At 63.9% G+C, this 20,062-nt stretch carries 12 protein-coding genes; 5 read left to right on the top strand and 7 right to left on the bottom strand.

The window, feature by feature from the left end:
* Position 1: 1 nt before the first annotated feature.
* Genes K0P03_RS26415 through K0P03_RS26405 form a run of 3 tightly spaced genes read right to left on the bottom strand, consistent with a single transcriptional unit; the run spans position 2 to position 2,636 of the window.
* Positions 2 to 460, bottom strand: coding sequence for a hypothetical protein (locus K0P03_RS26415; protein ID WP_023512726.1), 459 nt, complete (start codon positions 458 to 460; stop codon positions 2 to 4).
* A 21-nt stretch (positions 461 to 481) separates the two neighbouring features.
* Entirely contained in the window at positions 482 to 1,447 is a 966-nt protein-coding gene (locus K0P03_RS26410) for a YVTN family beta-propeller repeat protein (RefSeq protein WP_024270717.1), read from the bottom strand.
* A gap of 1 nt (position 1,448) precedes the next feature.
* Positions 1,449 to 2,636 carry an ABC transporter substrate-binding protein gene (locus tag K0P03_RS26405; protein WP_272791079.1) on the bottom strand — a complete coding sequence of 396 codons (1,188 nt, stop codon included), beginning with the start codon at positions 2,634 to 2,636 and terminating at the stop codon, positions 1,449 to 1,451.
* Between the two features lie 152 nt (positions 2,637 to 2,788).
* Here K0P03_RS26405 and pedF point away from each other — a divergent pair, with 152 nt between their 5' ends.
* Both pedF and K0P03_RS26395 read left to right on the top strand, forming a co-directional pair.
* Positions 2,789 to 3,475 (top strand): cytochrome c-550 PedF, encoded by a 687-nt coding sequence (gene pedF, locus K0P03_RS26400; RefSeq protein WP_023513585.1) that lies wholly within the window; start codon positions 2,789 to 2,791, stop codon positions 3,473 to 3,475.
* 5 nt (positions 3,476 to 3,480) lie between these two features.
* Positions 3,481 to 4,377, top strand: coding sequence for a substrate-binding periplasmic protein (locus tag K0P03_RS26395; protein WP_023513584.1), 897 nt, complete (start codon positions 3,481 to 3,483; stop codon positions 4,375 to 4,377).
* Positions 4,378 to 4,380: 3 nt separating this feature from the next.
* Here K0P03_RS26395 and K0P03_RS26390 read toward each other — a convergent pair whose 3' ends face one another.
* Both K0P03_RS26390 and K0P03_RS26385 read right to left on the bottom strand, forming a co-directional pair.
* A complete protein-coding gene (locus tag K0P03_RS26390; RefSeq protein ID WP_272791078.1) occupies positions 4,381 to 5,259 on the bottom strand; it encodes an FAD:protein FMN transferase in 879 nt (292 codons plus the stop codon).
* Positions 5,256 to 7,352 carry a 4Fe-4S binding protein gene (locus K0P03_RS26385; protein WP_272791077.1) on the bottom strand — a complete coding sequence of 699 codons (2,097 nt, stop codon included), beginning with the start codon at positions 7,350 to 7,352 and terminating at the stop codon, positions 5,256 to 5,258. The genes K0P03_RS26390 and K0P03_RS26385 overlap by 4 nt, the downstream gene beginning before the upstream one ends.
* 112 nt (positions 7,353 to 7,464) lie before the next feature.
* Between K0P03_RS26385 and K0P03_RS26380 the strand changes: the two genes are divergently transcribed.
* From K0P03_RS26380 to K0P03_RS26370, 3 genes are all read left to right on the top strand, one after another.
* Positions 7,465 to 8,235, top strand: coding sequence for an ABC transporter permease (locus K0P03_RS26380; RefSeq protein WP_272791076.1), 771 nt, complete (start codon positions 7,465 to 7,467; stop codon positions 8,233 to 8,235).
* A gap of 135 nt (positions 8,236 to 8,370) precedes the next feature.
* Positions 8,371 to 9,036: a DUF2161 domain-containing phosphodiesterase gene (locus K0P03_RS26375; RefSeq protein ID WP_272791075.1), complete on the top strand. Its 666-nt coding sequence runs from the start codon at positions 8,371 to 8,373 to the stop codon at positions 9,034 to 9,036.
* 536 nt (positions 9,037 to 9,572) lie between these two features.
* Positions 9,573 to 12,362 carry a bifunctional aconitate hydratase 2/2-methylisocitrate dehydratase gene (locus K0P03_RS26370; protein ID WP_130519283.1) on the top strand — a complete coding sequence of 930 codons (2,790 nt, stop codon included), beginning with the start codon at positions 9,573 to 9,575 and terminating at the stop codon, positions 12,360 to 12,362.
* A 239-nt stretch (positions 12,363 to 12,601) separates the two neighbouring features.
* Here the strand turns inward: K0P03_RS26370 and K0P03_RS26365 are convergent, their stop codons facing one another.
* Both K0P03_RS26365 and K0P03_RS26360 read right to left on the bottom strand, forming a co-directional pair.
* Positions 12,602 to 14,350, bottom strand: a complete 1,749-nt coding sequence (locus K0P03_RS26365; RefSeq protein ID WP_272791074.1) for a sulfite reductase subunit alpha — start codon at positions 14,348 to 14,350, stop codon at positions 12,602 to 12,604.
* A gap of 10 nt (positions 14,351 to 14,360) precedes the next feature.
* On the bottom strand, positions 14,361 to 19,844 hold the full coding sequence (locus K0P03_RS26360) for a glutamate synthase-related protein (protein WP_272791073.1): 5,484 nt from the start codon (positions 19,842 to 19,844) through the stop codon (positions 14,361 to 14,363).
* Positions 19,845 to 20,062: the final 218 nt, after the last annotated feature.

Below are 20,062 nucleotides of genomic sequence, written 5' to 3'. Positions count from 1 at the left end.
ACTACTCTATGGTGATTGCGACCTGTTGGCTGTCGCCTGTGCTACCGGGAACCTTCAGGTGGTAGCTGCCCGGCTTGATCGCAACGAAGCTGATTTCCGCCTCGCCCGCCTCGTCGAATTCGATGGAATCGATGCCGAGGGGACGGATCTCGATACCCTCAATGACGATCTCGTTGATCCACACTGCCCTGAAGAACCCGGCTCCTTCCAGCGCCAGCTCCTGGCTGCCATCCGCTTCGATCTTCACCGTGTAGTACTTCCCCGACTTCAGCGTGAGCGGCGCCTTGGAAACCGGCTGCCCAGCCGAGAGCGTGATGTTTGGCAGGCTCTGGCGGTTGGATTTCGACAAGAGGCCGGCGAGCCCCAGGCCCGCCTCGGGTTTGGCGTCGTCTTCGTCATCCGCCTGCGCGGCGAAGGGTATGGCGGCGAGTATGATTGCGGCCAGAATTGCTTTCTTCATCTTATCCTCCCTCTCAAAAAGTCATGGACGGGTCGCCGCACCCCAGGGGAAACGGCCGACCTTGATGGATTTCACGGGTTCCAGCGTGGCGACATCGACCACGGTGACGTCCCCTGAAACACCGTTGGTGGTGAAGAGCTGCGTGTGGTCGGGCGAAAACGCGAGGTGCCAGACACGACGGCCGACAAGCACGTATTTCTGGACCACAAACGTATCGGCATCGATCACCGCCACGTGATTGGACGGTCCGAGCGCGACGAACGCCGTCTTGCCATCGGGCGTGAACTCGAAGCCGACGGGCTGGATGAGGTCGGCGTTGACACCCGTGATCTCGAAGCGGATCTTCGCCTTTTCCGCCTGGGTGGCGACATCGAAAACGGTAATCGTTCCGCCAATCTCCGAGGAGACCCACAGTTCTGCCCCTTCCCTGGCGAATTCGGCATGACGCGGGCGGGAATCCACCAGTGTGTTGGCGAAGATCGCCTTCTTCTCCGTGTCGATCCAATGGGCCATATTCGTCGTTTCCGAGGTGGTGATGACGATCTTGCCGTCCGGTGAGACAGCCATGCCCTCGGGCTCGATGCCGACATTGATCTGGCCCACGACCTTGCGCGTCTCGACATCGACGACGGTCGTCACCGCGTCGTCCTCATTGGCGATCCACAGATGCCTGTCGTCCGGCGCGAGAACGAATTGCTCGGGGTCCTCCCCGGAGGGAAGGTCATGCAGGATCTCGCCGGTTGCCGGATCCATCACCTGGACCGTGTCGCTGTCGGACGCACAAATGTAGACGCGGCTGTGGTCGGAATTGAACGTGATGCCGCGGGGTCGCTCACCGGTCTTGATAGTACGCACGACCTCGAGGGTCGCCGTGTCGATTACGGAGATCGTATCGTCCTTCTCATTCGTCACCCAAATCTCGCCGGCCAGAGCCTGGAGCGGGGCAGCGACCAGAAGCGGGGCGATCAACAGGACCGGAAATCTCATTTCATCCTCCAAAGGCAGTGCAGGCGCTTTCGGGCCGGTCGAGGCCCAGCGTGTCCATTTCGTTGGTCTGGTGCAGATAGCCGTCGAGCGGTGTCAACTCGACTAAGGCGCGGGCATTGACGACCGCCATGGGTTGGCGGAGTTGCCCGTTCCAGGCGCGATAACTGAGGCTGCGGCCCTTGAAGCCGTCGAGGGCGAATTTGTCCGAGAGGATGAAGCCGCGGATCACCGCGGGATCCGCGGTGTTGGTGCGTGTCACCGCTTCGCCGATGCTGCGCAGCGCCGTCCAGGCCGCGTAGTCGCGGGAGCCCATCTCGCGCCCGGCAGCCTTCTCGAACCGGTTCTGCAACTGCACGGCCGCCCATTGCTCGAGCACAGGTGCCCAGCCTTCGCCGCGAAGTCCGTCCGAGCCTGCGACGGGACGGGGCAGCCAGGTGTTGTCAGCGACATAGCGGGCAAAATCATCTGCCTCGTCGGCGATCAAAAGCACGTCGTGATCGGGAAAATCCTGGGTGAAGAGCGGAATTTCCTGCCCGGCAGCGCGACGCAGGTCCGTATCGAAGGACCACTCCTTCGAGGCGAGGATTTCGACGCCGAATTTTTGCGCCGAGGCGCGCAGGGTCTCGGCGAAGGCGCGATCCTCCGGTTTCGGGCCGGCGATCATCACCGTCCGCGTCCACCGGCGGGCTTTCAGCACCTGCATAAGGGCGTCGCTACGCATGGCATCTTCGGTCATGGTATGCAGCAGGTTGGGGCGGCACTCGACATCGCGCAGTCGCCGTTCGCCCGAGGCGACGTTGAACAGAAGGGCGTTCCGGGCCTCCGGCAAGTCCGCGACTGCAAGAATGCCTTCCGGCGTGGCATCGAGGAACAGGATTTTGGAGGCCGAAAGTGCCTTGCGAGCCGCGTCGAGAAAATCGCCGCCGGGTTCCACAGAGATGACGGAGAGGCTGTAGTCGTGACCCATGAAGCTGCCGGTCGTCTTCGTATCGGTCAGAGCAACCTGCGCGCCCGCAATGCCACGATCCTCCGGGATGGGGTCGAGATTGGAGAGAACCGGCGGTGCCGCCACCTCCTGCCGAAGATAGGTCATCGGTATGGTGATCGTGGCTGCAGCCGACGAAGCGCAAAAGACGAACGCGGCCGCAAGGCAAAGCCCCTCGCGGTGCGGCATGAAGCGTACCGGCATGTCTCATCCTCCTACACAGGCGAGCATGGCGGCAGCGCATGAACCCCGAAATACGACCTTGGTGCCATGGGGCGGGGCGACCTAGGTCGCATATCGCCGCGGCCGGGGCTTACCGTAGAAAAATGGCAGTAAGAAATGCGAGGGAGGACCGCATGTCGGCCAATATCATTCGCGGCGGGATCGCTGCTTTCATCCTCTTGGCGACGACGAGCATCGTGATCGCCCATGGCGACGTGGCGCCGCAGCCTGTCAACACGGATGCCCTGCCTGACGTGGGCGAGGAATGGCTGACCGAGAATCCCTATCGCGAGGCGGCGATCGGTCACGAGGCCTGGCTGAAGGCGGTGGAGATCGGCGCTTCGGGCTTCAACCAGAACTGCGCGCGCTGTCATGGCCTCGGCGCGGTTTCGGGCGGGCTTGCGCCGGACCTGCGCTTCCTTGAGGCCGAGGAAGCCGGCGACGAGTGGTTCATGGAACGCTTCCGCCACGGCTACACCCAGGACGGCACGACGAAGATGCCGGCTTTCGGCGACATTCTCGGTCAGAAGGCAGCCTGGGCGATCCGCACCTATGTGGAAACCCGGCCAGAAGATGGGGCGCTCGACAACCATGCCCAGCGCCTGCATGAGATCCGCGACGAACTGGGCAGCGGCAAGGTGGCTGATACGGCCGCGCTCAGGAAGGAACTGGAGACGATCGCGTCCGAAGTAAAGACCGCGTCCGGGGCTCCCGTGGCCGACAGCGTGACCTACGAGGCAGCACGCATTCTCTCAGAAACGCCGGAAAGCTGGAAGAAGGCGGCGGAAGTGCTGACGGTCGGCCTTTCCGCCACGCAGTAACGCACATGCTCCGCCGTGCTCTTCTGGCCCTTGTCCTCGGCGTTGCCCTCCCGGGCGGCGCTTTTGCGCGTTGCGAGGACTACAAGCCTCAACCCAAACCGCAGAACACTTTCGCGCAGGATGTCGGTCGCGATTTCGACCGGATTCTTGAAGAAGGCTGGATAGAATTCGCCGTCTATGCGGACTATGCGCCCTGGTCCTATGAGGAAAAGGGCAAAGCAGTCGGTGTCGACGTCGAGATCGGGCGGCTGATCGCCAAGGGCCTTGGTGTCGAGGCGAAATTCCGCCTCGTTGCCGCCGGGGAAAACCTGGAGGCGGACCTCCTGAACTATGTCTGGAAGGGCGCGACCGTCGGCGGCCGCGTCAGCGACGTGATGCTGCATGTGCCCTATGACAGTGCCCTCGTCTGCCGTATCGAGCAGGTTACCTTCACCGGACAATATGCCACGGAAAGCATCGCGATCGCCTATCGTGCGGCTGACTATGCGGAGAAAGGGCCGACGCCGCCCTTCTTCCGCTTCGATCCGGTTGCTGTCGAGAACGATTCCATCGCCGATTTCTACCTCACTTCCCTGATTGGCCCCGTCGACAAGATCCATCGGTACCGGTCGGTGGCTGCGGCAATGGATGGGCTGGCGGAGGGCGTAACCAAGGCTGCGATGGGTCCGCGTGCGGAGCTGGAAGCCGGGCTCGTGCGCCATCCGGAAAGCGGGTTGACGGTGCACGCCCCACCGCTTGTCGGCTTTGCCCGGGGAAGCTGGACGGTCGGCATCGGCATCAACTTCCAGCACAAGGACCTCGCCTATGCCGTCGACGAAGCTATCGCGGCGGCGCTCGCCGACGGTGAGATCGCGCGTATCTTTGCGGCCCACGGCCTGACCTTCACCCCGCCCACGCGCTAAGGTTCAGAACGTCGAAACATCGCCGGCGAAATCCACTGCCGTTACCCGCGTCACCGCAGGGGAGCGGTGGAGCGCGGCGCGTATCGCCTCGCAGGGCATCAGGCAAAAGGCCGTCGAGAAGCCATCGGCCAGTGCGGCGTTCTCTGCCTCCACCGAAACTGTCGACCAGCCCGGCGTTTCACCACGTGGGCCGAGGATATGGAAGTCGCCCCCGATCCGCATCGCCGTCGGGCTTGACGTGGCAACGGCATTGCCCGAAAGGCGGCGGGTGGCGATTCCGCCGAGGGCTGGATCTTCGATGGAAATGTGGAACGGCCCACCGAGTGCCGCGAACTCCCCCATATCGACGAGCGCATCGCGATAGCCTGCCTCCTGCAGCAGTCCACGCACCCGGTCGGCGGCATAGCCCTGCGCGATACCGTTGAAGGTCAATGCCTGTCCCTTGTCGAGCCGGATCGGCGGGCCGACCTGTACCCGTGCCAGGCCGATCGCGGCGTGCGCGGGCGCGGGGTCGCGCCCTTCCGCCAGAGCACGCCAAAGTGGCTGGATCGTCGGATCGAAACGTCCGTCCGTCATCGCATGCATTTTCCCGGAAAGGCGCATCAGGTCGAGAAGGACAGGGGGCGGATCGTCGAGCCGTCCTGCGGCATTCAAGCGGCTGAGGGCGGAATCGGAATTGAAGAGGCTTGCTGCAGCCTCCACCTCCGCGATTGCCGCGCCGATCCGGGTGGCGACATCCTGCGCAAGATCACGCGGGCCCCGCAGATCGACGCGCACCGTGCCGCCGAGCATGTCTGCCTGCCAGCGCGTGAGCCCGGCGCGGGCGGCGCCGGGAAAGGCGGCCACCGCGGCGGTTATCAGGAGAAAGCGGCGTCGGTTCATGCCCGTGCCGCCCGCGGGCTTGGTGCACTCTTCCGGCGGGCCAGCACGAGCGGCACGCATTGCGCGCCGTCATCGTGGATCGAGACGCAGTCGAGGCATTGGAAACATTGCGAATAGGCGATCTCGCCTGTCTTGCGGATGGCGCCATAGGGGCAGCGTACGCGGCAAAGCTGGCAGGGCGAACCGCATTCTGCACGGCGGGGAATCCATCGGCGCAGCCGCAGCAGGCCACCGATGGCCATGAGCGCCCCCAGCGGACAGACATAACGGCAGAAGCCTTTGAAGGTGACCATGGCAAGCAGCAGCCAGAATCCGGCATAGGCGACATAGTACCATTCACGTTGGAACAAGGTGGTGATTGCCGTCTTGAAGGGTTCGATCTCGGCGGCCGTCTCAGCCTTTTCCGGCGCGAGCACCGCGACCGCGAGGAGGCCGGCAAGCGCAAGCCACGCGCCGGCCTTCAACCGGCTGTCCCAGACAGGGGAGGGGTTCCACTGCGGCAGCCGCAGCAGCCTGCCAACATGGTGGGCGAATTCCTGCATGGCACCGAAGGGGCAGAGCCAGCCGCAGAAAAGGCCGCGCCCCCACAGCACGAAACCAAGAATGGCAGCCCCCCAGATCAGCAGCGAGAAGGGATCGTAGAGCAACACGGCGAGACTGCCACCATCGACCGCCGTCCGCAGCACGGCGAGCGGCGTGACGATCGAAAGCTGGCCTTGCCCCCACCAGCCGACGAACACGACGACAAGCGCCAGGAGGGCGAGCCGCGCCGGACGCAGCGTGGCGGGTTGAGCGAGACGATGCATGCCGGGGCCGACCGCCGCCAGCAGTCCTGTCAGAAGCACGCCGAGCGCGGCGAGATCCCATTTCCGATCGGCCAGTGCCGCCTGCCATGGCGCCAACGCAGCCGCAACCACCGGACGGCTGAAGAAGGCGGGGTCAGCCCTGAGGACGAGCGGGAAATGGACGGAGCCGACCTCCGGCTTCAGCATGCCATGCATGCGCACGGCCTGTGCGGAGAGCGTCCAGTCCCGCGTCGGGTCGAAGCCAAGGCGACGGTCGATACGCAGAAGCATCGTCGTGCCCAGCGGCACGCCCGTCCGTGTCTCTACCGCAAGGTCGGCATCGCGCAGCGCGACGGGCAGGCCGTCTTGCTCTGCCGCCAGGCGGTCCGGTGCCGTGTTGCGCACGAAATCCGGCGACACGAGGCCATGGCGCCCAGCTTCGATGAGGAGGATGGGCTCGTCATCGGGAGAGATGCGCGCAAGGCGCTGGAGGTCGGCAAGGCTTTCATCGTCCAGCACAGCGCGCGCGATGGCCGGCGGACCGATGTCGACCGCCCAGAGATCAAGGAAAAGCCCCTCTGGATCCGCTGCTGCCTCCGGGTCGTCATGCGCCCAGATCGTCTTGCCGAACGCCGCATCGAGCGCAGCGTTGGTAACCGTGAGGTTCCGGGCGAGGCCGCGCTCGACCAGCGTCGGCCAGTCAAGCACCTCATCGACTGCCGGATCGGGGTGTACCGGCGGGCCGCTCACCACGCCCTGCATCTTCTCGCGCACCACGTCGAGCGTTGCGGCGAGGATCGATTCATGGGCGATGCGCACCGACGCCGTCGCCTTGGTTACGCCGTCGAGATAGACGAGATCGGAGCCATTGCCGGCCTCGCCATAGGGTGTGCCGACGACCAGCGGCTCGCGGATCGAATGCCCGCGATACTGTTCGAGAAAGGCGCGCAAGGGCACCTCTCCCAGGCCGGAAACGAAGATGGGCTCGTTGTGCGAAAGGAGCCTGATGTCAAGAAAGCGGCCATCCCGGTCGATTGTCACAAGCATGTTGATCGGCGCGCCTGAAAAGCCGGGCAGCGGTGCGAGCGGCCCCGTCTCGAAGACATAGCCGGCCTCCGCCCCACCGGAGTTGAGCAGCGTCCAGACGCCCTTGTCGTTGACCGGCTCTCCCAGCGCATAGGGTGGCACGATCATGCCGGCTAGTGCCTGGTGGTCGAGCACGGCCGCCGGCGCGTTCCGGCCACACAGAAGAAGGCCGAGGATAAAAATGCTCAGCAGCAGGCCGCATCGCGCCAAGCCTCTTTCCATCGCCGGATCCTCCCGTCCCGATTTCTATGCACCTGTCGGAAGGCCGCCATACGACCAAGGTCGCGGATCGGCGGCATGGTTCGGCGGCTATAGTCGGGGTGGGAGATTTCCGATGACGCAGATCCATGCCGAAGACCGCCCGTCGGTTGGCGTCTTCTTTCTATCCCTCGGCCTCTTTGGCCTGTTCTGGGCGGCGCTTGCCGGCCTGAAGGCCGACCCGACGGTCTTGCCGGGGCCTGTCGACGTGGCGTGGGTCTTCTGGTCGGAAACCATCGCAGGGCGCCTGCCGCGCGAGCTTTTTGCAACGCTGCTGCGCGTTGTCGTTTCCTTCACGCTCGCCATGGCGGCCGGCAGCCTGCTCGGCTTCCTTCTCGGACGCTATCGGGCCCTCAACCGCTGGGCCGACCCCTGGGTCACGATCTTCATGAACCTGCCGGCGCTCGTGCTGATCGTGCTTTGCTATCTCTGGATCGGGCTCAACGAACTGGCAGCCATCGTCGCGGTGACCCTCAACAAGACGGCCATGGTGATGATCACCGTGCGGCAGGGCGTGCGTGCCTTCGATCCGGCGCTGGAGGACCTTGCCGCCGTCGCCCGCCTGTCCGGTCGTGAGCGCCTTCGCCATCTTGTGCTGCCGCAGCTTGCACCCTGGCTCGCGGTCGCCGCGCGCAACGGCATCGCCGTAATCTGGAAGATCGTTCTCGTCGTCGAATTCCTCGGCCGGTCGAATGGCATCGGCTTTCGCATCCACCTCTATTTCCAGCAGTTCGAGACCACCCATGTGCTGGTCTATTCCCTCGCATTCGTCGCCGTCATGCTGGTCGTCGAACACGGGATCATCCAGCGCTGGGAAGCCCGTGCAGCTCATTGGAAAAACCGATAGAAAGCGAGCGCCGGTCGCTCCATCGGGGGGAGGGGTAGACATATCGTGCGGTGCGTAGGAGACGGGGTGTCCCATCCCGGCGGTTCAATGTAGCCTGCTGGGCGATTCTCCGCTTCGTCACCGTTCCGCAGGCCTATGGAAACCTCACTCTACCTGCCCGTCAAAGGCTTCCTCGAAAAGGCCGGCTATGTCGTCAAGGGGGAAATCGGCGGCTGTGACCTTGTCGGGCTGAGCAATGACGATCCACCCGTCGTCGTGATCTGCGAGCTGAAGCTGACGTTCAACCTGGAGCTCATTCTCCAGGCCGTAGACCGGGCTGCCGTCTCGGACGAGGTCTGGATCGCCGCAAGGGTCTCGGCGAGGGGCAGGGGGCGGGAATCCGACAAGCGCTACCGTGACCTCTGCCGCCGGCTGGGCATCGGCATGCTCGGCGTTTCCGATGGCGATGACGTCAGCGTCATCGTCGGTTCCATATCCCCCATGCCGCGAACCAATCCGAAGCGCCGGTCGCGGCTGATGCGGGAGCACCAGAAGCGGCGCGGCGATCCGGCCCGCGGCGGCAGCACCCGTGCACCGGTCATGACAGCCTACCGCCAGCAGGCGCTCGGCTGCGCCGCCGCGCTTGCCGGTGGGCCGCTGCCCGTACGCGCAGTGCGCGCCAATGTACCGGATGCCGGTAAAATCCTGCTTTCCAATGTCTACGGCTGGTTCGAGCGCCTCGACAGGGGCGTCTATGGCCTGACGGATACCGGGCGAGACGCGCTGCAGCGGTGGCCGCAGCCGGACACCTCGTCGCCTTAACGGTGACGGTTACCGCGTTTCAATGATCGCTACATAGAAAACGGAACGGCGGCTTTACGCATCACGACCCTCATCAAATTGCGCGCTATGCTTGAAATGGCGTTCGTACCAAAAGCCATGATAGCCGAGGCACGGGTTCTGTTGCACGCTGAGGATGACGACAACCTGTCGTCTGCCTTTCGATCTTTAGCCCGGAGAGGTGATCATAGCCAGATCGCGTCATCTGCTATGGGAATGTTTGACACATGGTTTTGAGAAGGTGCTGAGCGAACCGCGTTAACTGAGGCAATGCGTCGTCAGTTGTCTGATGGGAACAGCCGGTGGGGTAAAACGGTCTTTCCATTCGGCTCGCTCGCTACGAGCATCTTTATTCAGATAAACATGAATTGAAAGCACCACTTTTTTACTAAAATACGGCATCTTGCCAGCCGGCGTTGGTTGACCTACTCGTGGCGCATAAGAAGCTGGGCCGGCGAACATGCGGTTCGGTGGCGCTGCCTTTCAGCAGCCGTGTACCTCTAGACGTTGGGATTGCGATGAACCTGTACCTGGACTATCTGGCCGAGATCAAAAGCAGAGAAACGCAAGGGCTCGCTCCCAAGCCGATTGATGATGGCGCGCTTGTCGGCGAAATCATTGCATTGATTGAAGATGCCGGTAGCGAGCATCGCAAGGACGCCCTAAACTTCTTCATCTACAATACGCTGCCGGGCACGACGAGTGCTGCCGGGGTCAAGGCTGCTTTCCTCAAGAAGATCATCCTCGGCGAAACTGTCGTCCCGGAGATCACCCCCGAGTTCGCCCTCGAACTCCTGTCGCACATGAAGGGCGGGCCCTCGGTCGAAGTGCTGCTCGACATCGCGCTTGGCGAGGATGCTGCAATTTCCGGGCAGGCCGGTGAGGTGCTGAAGACGCAGGTCTTCCTCTACGACGCCGACATGTTCCGTCTGCGAGACGCCTTCAAGGCTGGCAATGCGGTCGCGAAGGGCATTCTCGAAAGCTATGCCAAGGCCGAGTTCTTCACCAAGCTCCCGGATGTCGAGGACGAGATCAAGGTCGTGACCTTCATCGCCGCCGAAGGCGATATCTCGACCGACCTTCTGTCGCCCGGCAACCAGGCGCATTCGCGTTCGGACCGTCAGCTGCACGGCCAATGCATGATTACGCCCGAAGCGCAGCAGGAAATCGTCGCGCTGCAGAAGCAGCACCCGGACAAGCGCGTGATGATGATTGCCGAGAAGGGCACGATGGGCGTCGGTTCGTCGCGCATGTCGGGCGTCAACAACGTGGCGCTCTGGACCGGCAAGCAGGCCAGCCCCTATGTGCCCTTCGTCAACTTCGCACCGGTCGTCGCGGGCACCAACGGCATTTCGCCGATCTTCGCGACCACGGTCGACGTGACCGGCGGTATCGGCATCAACCTGAAGAACTGGACCAAGAAGACCGGTGAAGACGGCAAGCCGATCCTCAACAACGACGGTAACCCGGTCCTTGAGCAGAAGTTCTCGGTCGAGACTGGCACGGTCCTGAAGATCGACGTGAAGAACAAGAAGCTCCGTGGCGAGGACGGCGCGGAACTGGTCGATGTCGCTGCCGCTTTCACACCGCAGAAGATGGAGTTCATGAAGGCCGGCAGCTCCTATGCTATCGTCTTCGGCAAGAAGCTCCAGACATTTGCTGCCCAGACCCTCGGTGTGGAGCAGACCCCGGTCTTTGCCCCGAACAAGGAAATCACCGTCGAGGGTCAGGGCCTGACCGCGGTCGAGAAGATCTTCAACCGCAATGCCGTCGGTGTGACGCCGGGCAAGGTCCTGCATGCAGGATCCGACGTTCGCGTGAAGGTGAACATTGTCGGGTCGCAGGACACCACCGGCCTGATGACCGCGCAGGAGCTCGAGGCGATGGCGGCGACCGTCATCTCGCCGCTCGTGGACGGCGCCTATCAGTCGGGCTGCCATACGGCGTCCGTCTGGGACAAGAAAGCACAGGCGAACATTCCGAAGCTCATGTCCTTCATGAACAATTTCGGCCTGATCACTGCGCGGGACCCGAAGGGTGTCTATCACGCGATGACGGACGTCATCCACAAGGTGCTGAACGACATCACCGTGGACGACTGGGCGATCATCATCGGCGGCGACAGCCACACCCGCATGTCCAAGGGCGTGGCCTTCGGCGCGGACTCCGGCACCGTGGCACTTGCCCTGGCCACCGGCGAGGCGACCATGCCGATCCCGCAATCGGTCAAGGTGACCTTCAAGGGTACGATGCAGCCGCACATGGACTTCCGTGACGTGGTGCATGCGACCCAGGCACAGATGCTCAAGCAATGTGGCGATAACGTCTTCCAGGGTCGTATCATCGAAGTCCATATCGGCACGCTGCTCGCCGACCAGGCCTTCACCTTCACCGACTGGACGGCCGAGATGAAGGCCAAGGCCTCGATCTGCATTTCGCAGGACGAGACGCTGATCGAGTCGCTGGAAATCGCCAAGTCGCGCATCCAGATCATGATCGACAAGGGCATGGAAAATACTGCAGGCACGCTGAAGGGCCTGATTGCCAAGGCGGATGCACGCATTGCCGAGATTCGCTCGGGCGAAAAGCCAGCGCTTGCGCCGGATGACAATGCGAAGTACTTCGCGGAAGTCGTCGTGGATCTGGACGTGATCGATGAGCCGATGATCGCCGACCCGGACGTGAACAACGCCGATGTTTCGAAGCGCTACACCCATGATACGATCCGTCCGGTTTCGTACTACGGCGGCAACAAGAAGGTCGATCTCGGCTTCGTGGGCTCCTGCATGGTACACAAGGGCGACGTGAAGATCGTGGCTCAGATGCTGAAGAACATCGAGAAGGCCGAAGGCAAGGTCGAGTTCAAGGCCCCGCTCGTGGTGGCCGCGCCGACTTACAACATCATCGACGAACTGAAGGCCGAAGGGGATTGGGAAATCCTGCAGAAGTATTCGGGCTTCGAGTTCGATGATCTGCAGCCGAAGACCAGCAACCGGACCGAATACGAAAACATCCTCTACCTCGAACGCCCGGGCTGTAACCTCTGCATGGGCAACCAGGAGAAGGCCGAGAAGGGCGATACCGTTCTGGCAACCTCGACCCGTCTGTTCCAGGGCCGCGTGGTGGAAGACACTGCCGAAAAGAAGGGTGAGTCGCTGCTTGCCTCGACCCCGGTGGTCGTGCTTTCGGCGATCCTGGGCCGGACGCCAAGTGCGGAAGAGTACAAGGCTGCGGTCGAAGGGATCGATCTGACGAAGTTCGCGCCGCCGAAAGCGGCTCCGATCGATCCCCGTTCGGTCCAGTACTGAGGGTTTCCGCTAGAGGATGGCATCGGAAACCTGATGCCGATAACGTGAAGGCCGGCGGGTATGCCCGCCGGCAGAGCACGCGGTCGAGCGCAAGCTCATCCGCCGCCGCTACCAGATAGAGATTGTCGTCCTTCCATCTACAGCGTGAACTGGATGGAAGGTGGCAGGCTGGCTCTATACGCGGCAGGTGTTTGAAACCACCGCGGTGCTATCCTTCCCCTGCCAGCCTGACGATATCGTCAATAGACATCGCGCAGGTACCTTTTTTCCCGCTTCAGCCGGGCCACATAATCGGCGGCGCGGTCGTCCGGGAGACTGCCATGGGTGGCGATGATCTCGATCAGCGCCGTATCGACGTCGCGCGCCATGCGGCTGGCATCGCCGCAGACATAGAAGGCGGCGCCCTCCTCCAGCCAGGCGAAGAGCGCCTTGCCGTTTTCGCGCATGCGGGTCTGCACATAGATCTTTTCCTGCTGGTCGCGGGAAAAGGCGAGGTCGAGGCGCGTCAAGAGCCCGTCGCGGCTCATCTCGGACAGTTCGTCGGCGTAGATGAAATCGCTGTCGCGGTGCTGGTCGCCGAAGAACAGCCAGTTGCGGCCCTTCGCGCCCCGGGCGCGGCGCTCCTGAAGGAAGGCGCGGAAGGGGGCGACACCGGTGCCCGGGCCGACCATGATGACGGGCGCGTCATTGTCGGCGGGCAGGCGGAAGGATTTGTCCTGCGAGACGAAGATGCCGGCGTTTGAGCCTTCGGCCACGCGGTCGGCGAGGAAGGTCGAGCACACGCCACCGCGGTCGCGGCAATCGGCGTGATAGCGCACGCTGGCGATGGTGAGGTGCACGCTGCCGGCGGCGGCATGCGGGCTGGAGGAAATGGAATAGGCGCGGTGCTGGAGTGGCTTCAGCAGGGTAACGATATCCGTAGCCGGGAAGGCTGATGGCGGAGCCAGCGCCAGAAGATCGCAGATATCCTTACCCCAGAGGAAGGCGTCCAGTGCTTCCTTGTCACCGTTGCGCAGCACATGGGTCAGTTCCTCGTTGCCGGCGCGGCGCTCCACCTCGGCGATCAGGTCGCGCGAGGGGGTGGATATCTCGAATTTTTGCGTCAGTGCGGTTTCAAGGCTGGTTTCGCCGGCCGGCGTTTGCGGATCGGCCCCGAGATGCGCGAGGAGAAGCGAGACGAGAGCGGGATCGTTGACCGGGATCACGCCGAGCGCATCGCCGGCTTCATACTCCAGCCCGCTGTCGCCGAGATCGAATTCGTAGTGGCGGATTTCCTTGGCCGAGGCGCTGCCGGAAAGGCGGCGGTTGACGGCGAGACGGGACGGGTAGGGGTTCTTGCGGCTCCAGCCGGCCACCTTCGGGACTGCGGCGGTGACCGGCGCGCCGGAGAGGGCGCCGCCGCCGGCATTTTCTGCGGCGAGCGGCAGGGCTTGCCCGACCCAGGCGGCCGCCGGGTCCTCGTAATCGATATCGCAGTCCTGCCGGGCGAGGATGCGGGTCGCGCCGAGCTGTTCGAGGCGCATGTCGATGAGTTTGCCGGCCTGGCAGAATCCGTCATAGCCGGTATCGCCCAAGGCGAGGACACCGAAGCGCAGGTTTTCCAGACGTGGCGCGGTGGAGGCGGAAATCGCCTCCCAGAAGAGCTGCGCATTGTAGGGCATCTCGCCTTCGCCATAGGTGGAGGTGACGACGATCAGCCGCTCCATGGCGGCGAGCTCATCCATGGTGATGTCGTCGAGGCCAGCGACTTCAGGAGCAAGACCCAGCGATCGGGCACTCGCCGCCGCTTCCATCGCGACGCGCTCGGCGTTGCCCGTCTGGGTGCCATAGAGGATGTGGAGGCTGGCGGCCTTGGTGGGCGTGGCCGCAGCAGCGACGGCGGGTGTTTCAATGGCGAGGCGGGAATGCAGGCCCGCGAGGAAGCCGGAGAGCCAGGCCCGCTGGTCGGTGTTGAAGGGAGCATCTTCGGGGATGTAGGGGATTTTCATCGTCTTTGCCTCACTGTCTTGCCGGCGCGAAGCCGGAAATCGCCTGGCGCGCGAACAGCTCCTCGAAGCTGGGGATGCGGCCGATGCGCTCGATGTTGCGGGCGGACTGGTGGAGGATCCAGCCGTAGGTGCCGGGGCTGTCGATGGCGCGCGTGTTGCGGCCTTTCAGTGCCTGCCGGTAGTCGTCGAGGCGTTTTGCGGCGACCATCACCGCCAGCGCCTCGTCGTCATAGCCCGCGATGGCATCACGCGCGTAGCGGGCGAGTTTCTGCATCAGCGAAAAATCCTCCGTCAGCAGGAGGTTGCGCACGGCCTTCTCCACCGCAGGATCGGACGGCCCGCGCGCGCCGGGCACGCGGGCAAGGGCGATCGATTGCGCCATGCTGAGCACCGTGTAGTTGTTGAGGAGGACGAACATGCCTTCCGTATCGGTCTCGCCGTAGCCGGGCACATTGCCGTTGAGGACCGCCTTGCCGTCGCGGTAGGCGAGCTTGAACTTGCGCACCTGATGGCCGGCGAGCGCCGTCGACAGTTCCTCGACAAGGTCCTTGCGGCTCTTCGCCTTCAGGATGGCGTCGCTATCTTGGTAGAGCAGCAAAGCGCGCGGCAGGCCGTAGACGAAATTGTGCTTCTCGCTTTCCCAGTTTTCGAGAAGCCATTGCGCCTTTTTCGAGCCGGTCGCCGCGAGATGCCATTCGAGCAGCAGGCGCACGGTATCCGCATGGACGACCGCCATCGCGTCGCCCTCGTCGCCGATCGCGCCGAGCAGGATGGAATCGTGGCTCATCTTCTTCGGCAGGTCGCCATAGGGATCGTACTGGTAGACGAAGCCGCCACTCATGCCGTTGCCGAACCCTTTGCCGAAGGTGCCGAGGTTCAGCACCGCGCCGTTCGTCATGTATTCGCAGCAGAAATCGCCGACGCCTTCGACCACGGCCGTCGCGCCGGAATTGCGCACGGCAAAACGGTCGCCGGCCTGGCCTTCGACGAAGAGCCGCCCGCCCGTCGCGCCGAACAGCGCGAAATTGCCGACCAGCACATTGCCGCCCGCCTCGTCAGAGCCGCCGCCCGGCGAGCGCACGGCGATGACGCCGCCATTGGCGCTTTTGCCGACGCCGTCATTGCAGGTGCCGGTATGGGTCAGCGCCATGCCATCGTTGCAGAAGGCGCCGAAAGACTGGCCGGCCGAGCCCGAGGTGGATATGCGTACACTGCCGGCGTCGAGGAAGCGGCGGCCGCGGTCGTCCTGACGGACGGAGGGAAGGGCGTGCATCTGTTCCTCCGTCAGGTCGTAGTTGAGCAGACGCTCGATATCGACGGCGAGCTGGCCGCCGACCGTCTTGTTGCAATTGTTGAGAGGGCGATTGCCGCCAAGCTCCACGTCGACACGCCGGCCCTCGATGAGGGCGGAGCGCACAAGCTCGATGAAACCGTCGTCGACGGCGAAATCCTTTTCCATGTAGACGGGGTCGGCGATCGTCACCTCCGCGACGACGGCGAGCATGGCGCGCAGGTCAAGCTGCCCGACGCTCGCGGGATGATCGAGAAGGTGCAGCAGATCGCTGCGGCCGCGCGCTTCGCGCAGCGAGGAGAGGCCGAGCGCGGCGAGGATTTCCCGCGTCTCGTGCGCGATGTTGAGGAGATATTGCGCCAGCGCCCGCGGATCGCCGTCGAAGGCCTCCGGATTGGTGGTGAGGCCGGCGGGGCATTTGATGTTGCAGTTCTTCGCCATCACACATTTCAGCATCATCAGCGCGGTCGTGCCGAACTCGAAACTGTCGCCGCCGAGCAGCGCCGACTTGACGACGTCGCTCGCCGTCTGGTGTGCACCGGAGCAGCGCAGCAATACTTTCTGGCGCAGGCCGTTGGCGCAGAGCGCCTGGTGCACCTCGGCGATGCCGATTTCAGCGGCGCGGCCGGTATATTTCAGGCTGGTGACGGCGGCCGCGCCCGTGCCGCCGGTGTTGCCGGCAACGTTGATGACGTCGGCGCCTGCCTTGGCGACACCGACGGCGATGGTGCCGATGCCCTCCGAGGAGACCAGCTTGACGATGACGCGCACGCGCGCCGCCTTGCAGTCGTGGATGAGCTGGGCAAGATCCTCGATCGAGTAGGTGTCGTGGTGCGGCGGCGGGGAGACGAGCTCGACGCCCGGCGTGCCGCCGCGGGCGGCGGCGATCTCGACCGTCACCTTCTGGGCGGGCAACTGGCCGCCTTCGCCGGGCTTGGCGCCCTGGCCGATCTTGATCTCCAGCTCCTCCAGCATGGGATCGGCGAGATAGCCGGCCCAGATGCCGAAGCGGCCGGAGGCGAACTGTTTGATGCGCGAGGCGCGGATGGTACCGTAGCGCGAAATGTGCTCGCCGCCTTCGCCGGAATTCGACATGCCGCCGACCATGTTGGTGCCGTGCGCGACCGCCTCGTGGGCGTTCGCCACCAGCGCGCCGTGGCTCATCGCACCGGAGGAAAGCAGCGGGGTGATCTCGCTTGCCTTCTGCACCGTTTCGAGCGGAATGCTCTGCGGCGCCGTGCGGATCAGCGAAAGATAATCCAGCGCCTCGCCGGTCGCCTGCACCATCAGTGCGCCGCCTTCCAGCCAGTGGCCGAGGATATCGCCGCCGAAGCGCATGACGAGCGACTGGCCGAGCGCGGCAAGCCGGGCCAGTTCGCCGTCCGTGAGGGTGAGGCGGAACGTGTCCTCGCCGAAGGTTTCACACGCAAGGCCGCGCACCAAAAAACTGTTGTTGCCCTTGCGTGAGAAGCGGCCCATCTCCTTGCGGAAATCCTCGGCGGAGGAGAGGTAGGTGACGTCGGCCGGCAGCGCGAGGACGTCGCGCAGCGCGGCGGGGCGGCGCGCGCGCTCATCTGTCATCTGGCGGATGAAGGCGCGGTAGCCCGGGGTGATGGCGAAGCGGTCGATCGCTTCGGGCGTCAGTTTCTCAAAACCGTTGTTGCGATAGGCGGCGTCATCGAGGCCGAAGGCGTCGTCGAGCCGGTTGAGCGTCAGAAGGCGCAGGAATGGATCGTCCTCCTCCGGCCTCTCGAAACCGATCTTCTCCTCCGTCATGTCGATGAAGCCGCGCACGGCGGCGGTGCCGAAGGAGTGGCCGGCGCCTTCCGCGCGCTCCTTGAAGAGGCCGAGCAGGGGAATGTCGTCCTCCCGCTGCACCGTCAGCGCCTTGGCATGCCAGTCGGCGATGGCAGCGGCGATCACCTTGAAATTCACGCCGCCGACGGGCGTCTTGACGTTCGGGAAGTAGCGCTTCAGCACGCGGTCGTTGGTGTCGAGGAAGTTCGGCTCGAAGAACTCGCCGCCGATATAACTTTCGGCGGTGCATAGGCCGACCTTGCCCATCGTCTTCATCAACGACTTTTCGGCCGCCTTGGCAAAGCGCTTGAAGGCCTTGTCGGCCTCTCCGCCGAATTTTTCCTCGGCGCGGAACTGCACGCCGAGCGGATAGACCGCTGAAGCGCCGAAGCCGAGCACAGCCGCGACATGGTGCGAGGATGCGATCTGCCCGCTCTCGACCACCAGCGAAAGCCGCAGGCGCAGGCCCTCCTCGATGAGCTTCTGGTTGACGGCGGAGACGACGAGGATCATCGGCAGGGCGGCGCGGGTGCGGGCGACATGCCGGTCGGTGACGACGGCGATGCCGCCGTCCTCCCGGGCGAACCCCGCGATGGCGGTGCAGAGAGCGTCGATCGCCTGCTCCAGCGCCGCTTCGTTGGCCTCGGCATCCTGAAGATCAGGCGTGTAGAGCATTTCAAAACGCTTGACCGGCGTTTCCGCCTGCTCGCGGATGCGCAGCATGTCGAGATGGGTGAGGATCGGCGAGGGCACGACGATCTGGCGGGCGGCCTTCGCGCCGATGTTCGGCTTCGCGCCGAGCGCCACCCGCAGCGTCATACCATCAGCCTCGCGGATCGAATCGAGCGGCGGGTTCGTGACCTGCGCGAAGCGCTGCGAGAAATACTTCGCGACGCCGCCCTCCTGGTCGGAGAGGGCGTTGATGGCGTTGCCGTAGCCCATGGCGGAGATCTTTTCCACCCCGGTCGCCAGCATCGGGTCCATCAGGAACTTGAAACTTTCCTGGTTGAAGGAGTAGGCGACGTAGCGCTGGTGGCGTTCGAGATCGCCGTTGTAGCGTAGCGGAGAGCCCTGCGCTTCGGCCGGGATTTCCGGCAGGTCGGCGAGATTGATGCGCGCCTCGCGGAGGAGGTCGCGATAGGGGCGCCGGGCGGCGAGCATTTCCAGCGCCTCGTTCGTGCCGAAGGTGCGCTTTTCCGTGTGGTCGTAGCAGAGCATGCCGCCCGCTTCGATGCGGCCGCGGCGCAGCACGCTTTCCGGCGGAAAGGCGATCTGGCCGGCTTCCGACATGACGCAGAGATAGTCGGCGGTCTCGACGGTGCGCAGCGGCCGCAGCCCCAGACGATCGAGCCGTGCGCCGATCATGTCGCCGTCGCCGAAGATCAGCGCGGCGGGGCCGTCGTTCTTTTCCTCGTAGAGCGAGAAATATTCGAGCATTGCCACGACATCTGATGACAGCGTGTCGTCGTTCTCCCAGGCCGGCGGCATCATCGAGACGACGGCGGTGACGAGGTCGTGGCCGTCTTCCAGCACGCGCGTCTGAAGCGTCTGGTCGAGACGGCAGCTATCCGACTGGCCCTTCGGGCGGATGATCGAGGCGTTTTTGGCGAGCGCGATTGCGGCCTCGGAGAGCCGATTCTTGCGGTCGGTGTTGAGTTCGCCGTTATGCGCCATCAGCCGGAAAGGCTGGGCCATGGAGGGATGCGGGTCGGTGTTTGTGGAAAACCGCGTGTGGAAATACATGGTGTTGACGGTGTGATCCGGGTCCACGAGGTCGCGGAAATAGGGCATGACTTCGTTGGAGTTGAGCCGCCCCTTCAGCACCTGCGTCCTAGCGCTCAGCGAGAGCGGATAGAGCCCGGCAAGCTGCGGCTCGGTATAGGCGCGCGCCTCGATCGCCAGCAGCGCCTTGTGGATGCGGACATCGAACTCCGCCTGGCTCGCCTTTTCGTCGTGACACGCAAAGACCCATTGACGGATCGGGAGCTGGTGGCGGATCGCCGCCGGGCGGATGGCACTGTCATCGACAGGCACGTCGCGCGTCAGAAGCAGGGAGAGACCCTGTTCGGCAAGCGCGCCCTCGATGATGTTTTCGGCCTCCTGCCGAAATGCCGGATCGTTCGGCAGGAAGAAGTTGCCGACGCCGAAGCGGCGCGGTTGAAGGTCGTCCCGGCCGGTCAGCTTGCGAAAGAAGCCAAGCGAGATATCGACCGAAACTCCGGCGCCGTCGCCGACGCCCTCCGCCGACATGCCGCCGCGATGGGGCACGGCGCAGAGCGCTTCATGGCCTTTTTTCAGGACGTCATGTGTCTGTTTGCCGTCTTTTCGCGTGATGAAACCAACGCCGCAGCTGCTCTTCTCATGAGCGTGATCGTAAAGGCCGAAGGTTTCTTCGCGATGATCCAACGTGCGTCCTCCTGTCAAGATGCGTCAGTCATGCTGACCTATATTAACAGGAGTAGGTGAGTCAAGATTTTGTTCGAAAAATTCGCATGGTGCGATCAACGCGTAATTTTCTGATCAAATGAGAGCCGAGTTTGGCGCAAACTTGCGCCGCTCCCATTTCGAGTTCGGGCAGCGCTCTCAAGGTGGATCCAATCCGCTGATAGCGGTGCCGACAAGCC

The organism is Shinella sp. HY16 (assembly GCF_028534175.1).
GTDB lineage: Bacteria > Pseudomonadota > Alphaproteobacteria > Rhizobiales > Rhizobiaceae > Shinella.
This window is presented reverse-complemented; position numbering and strand designations above follow the sequence as displayed.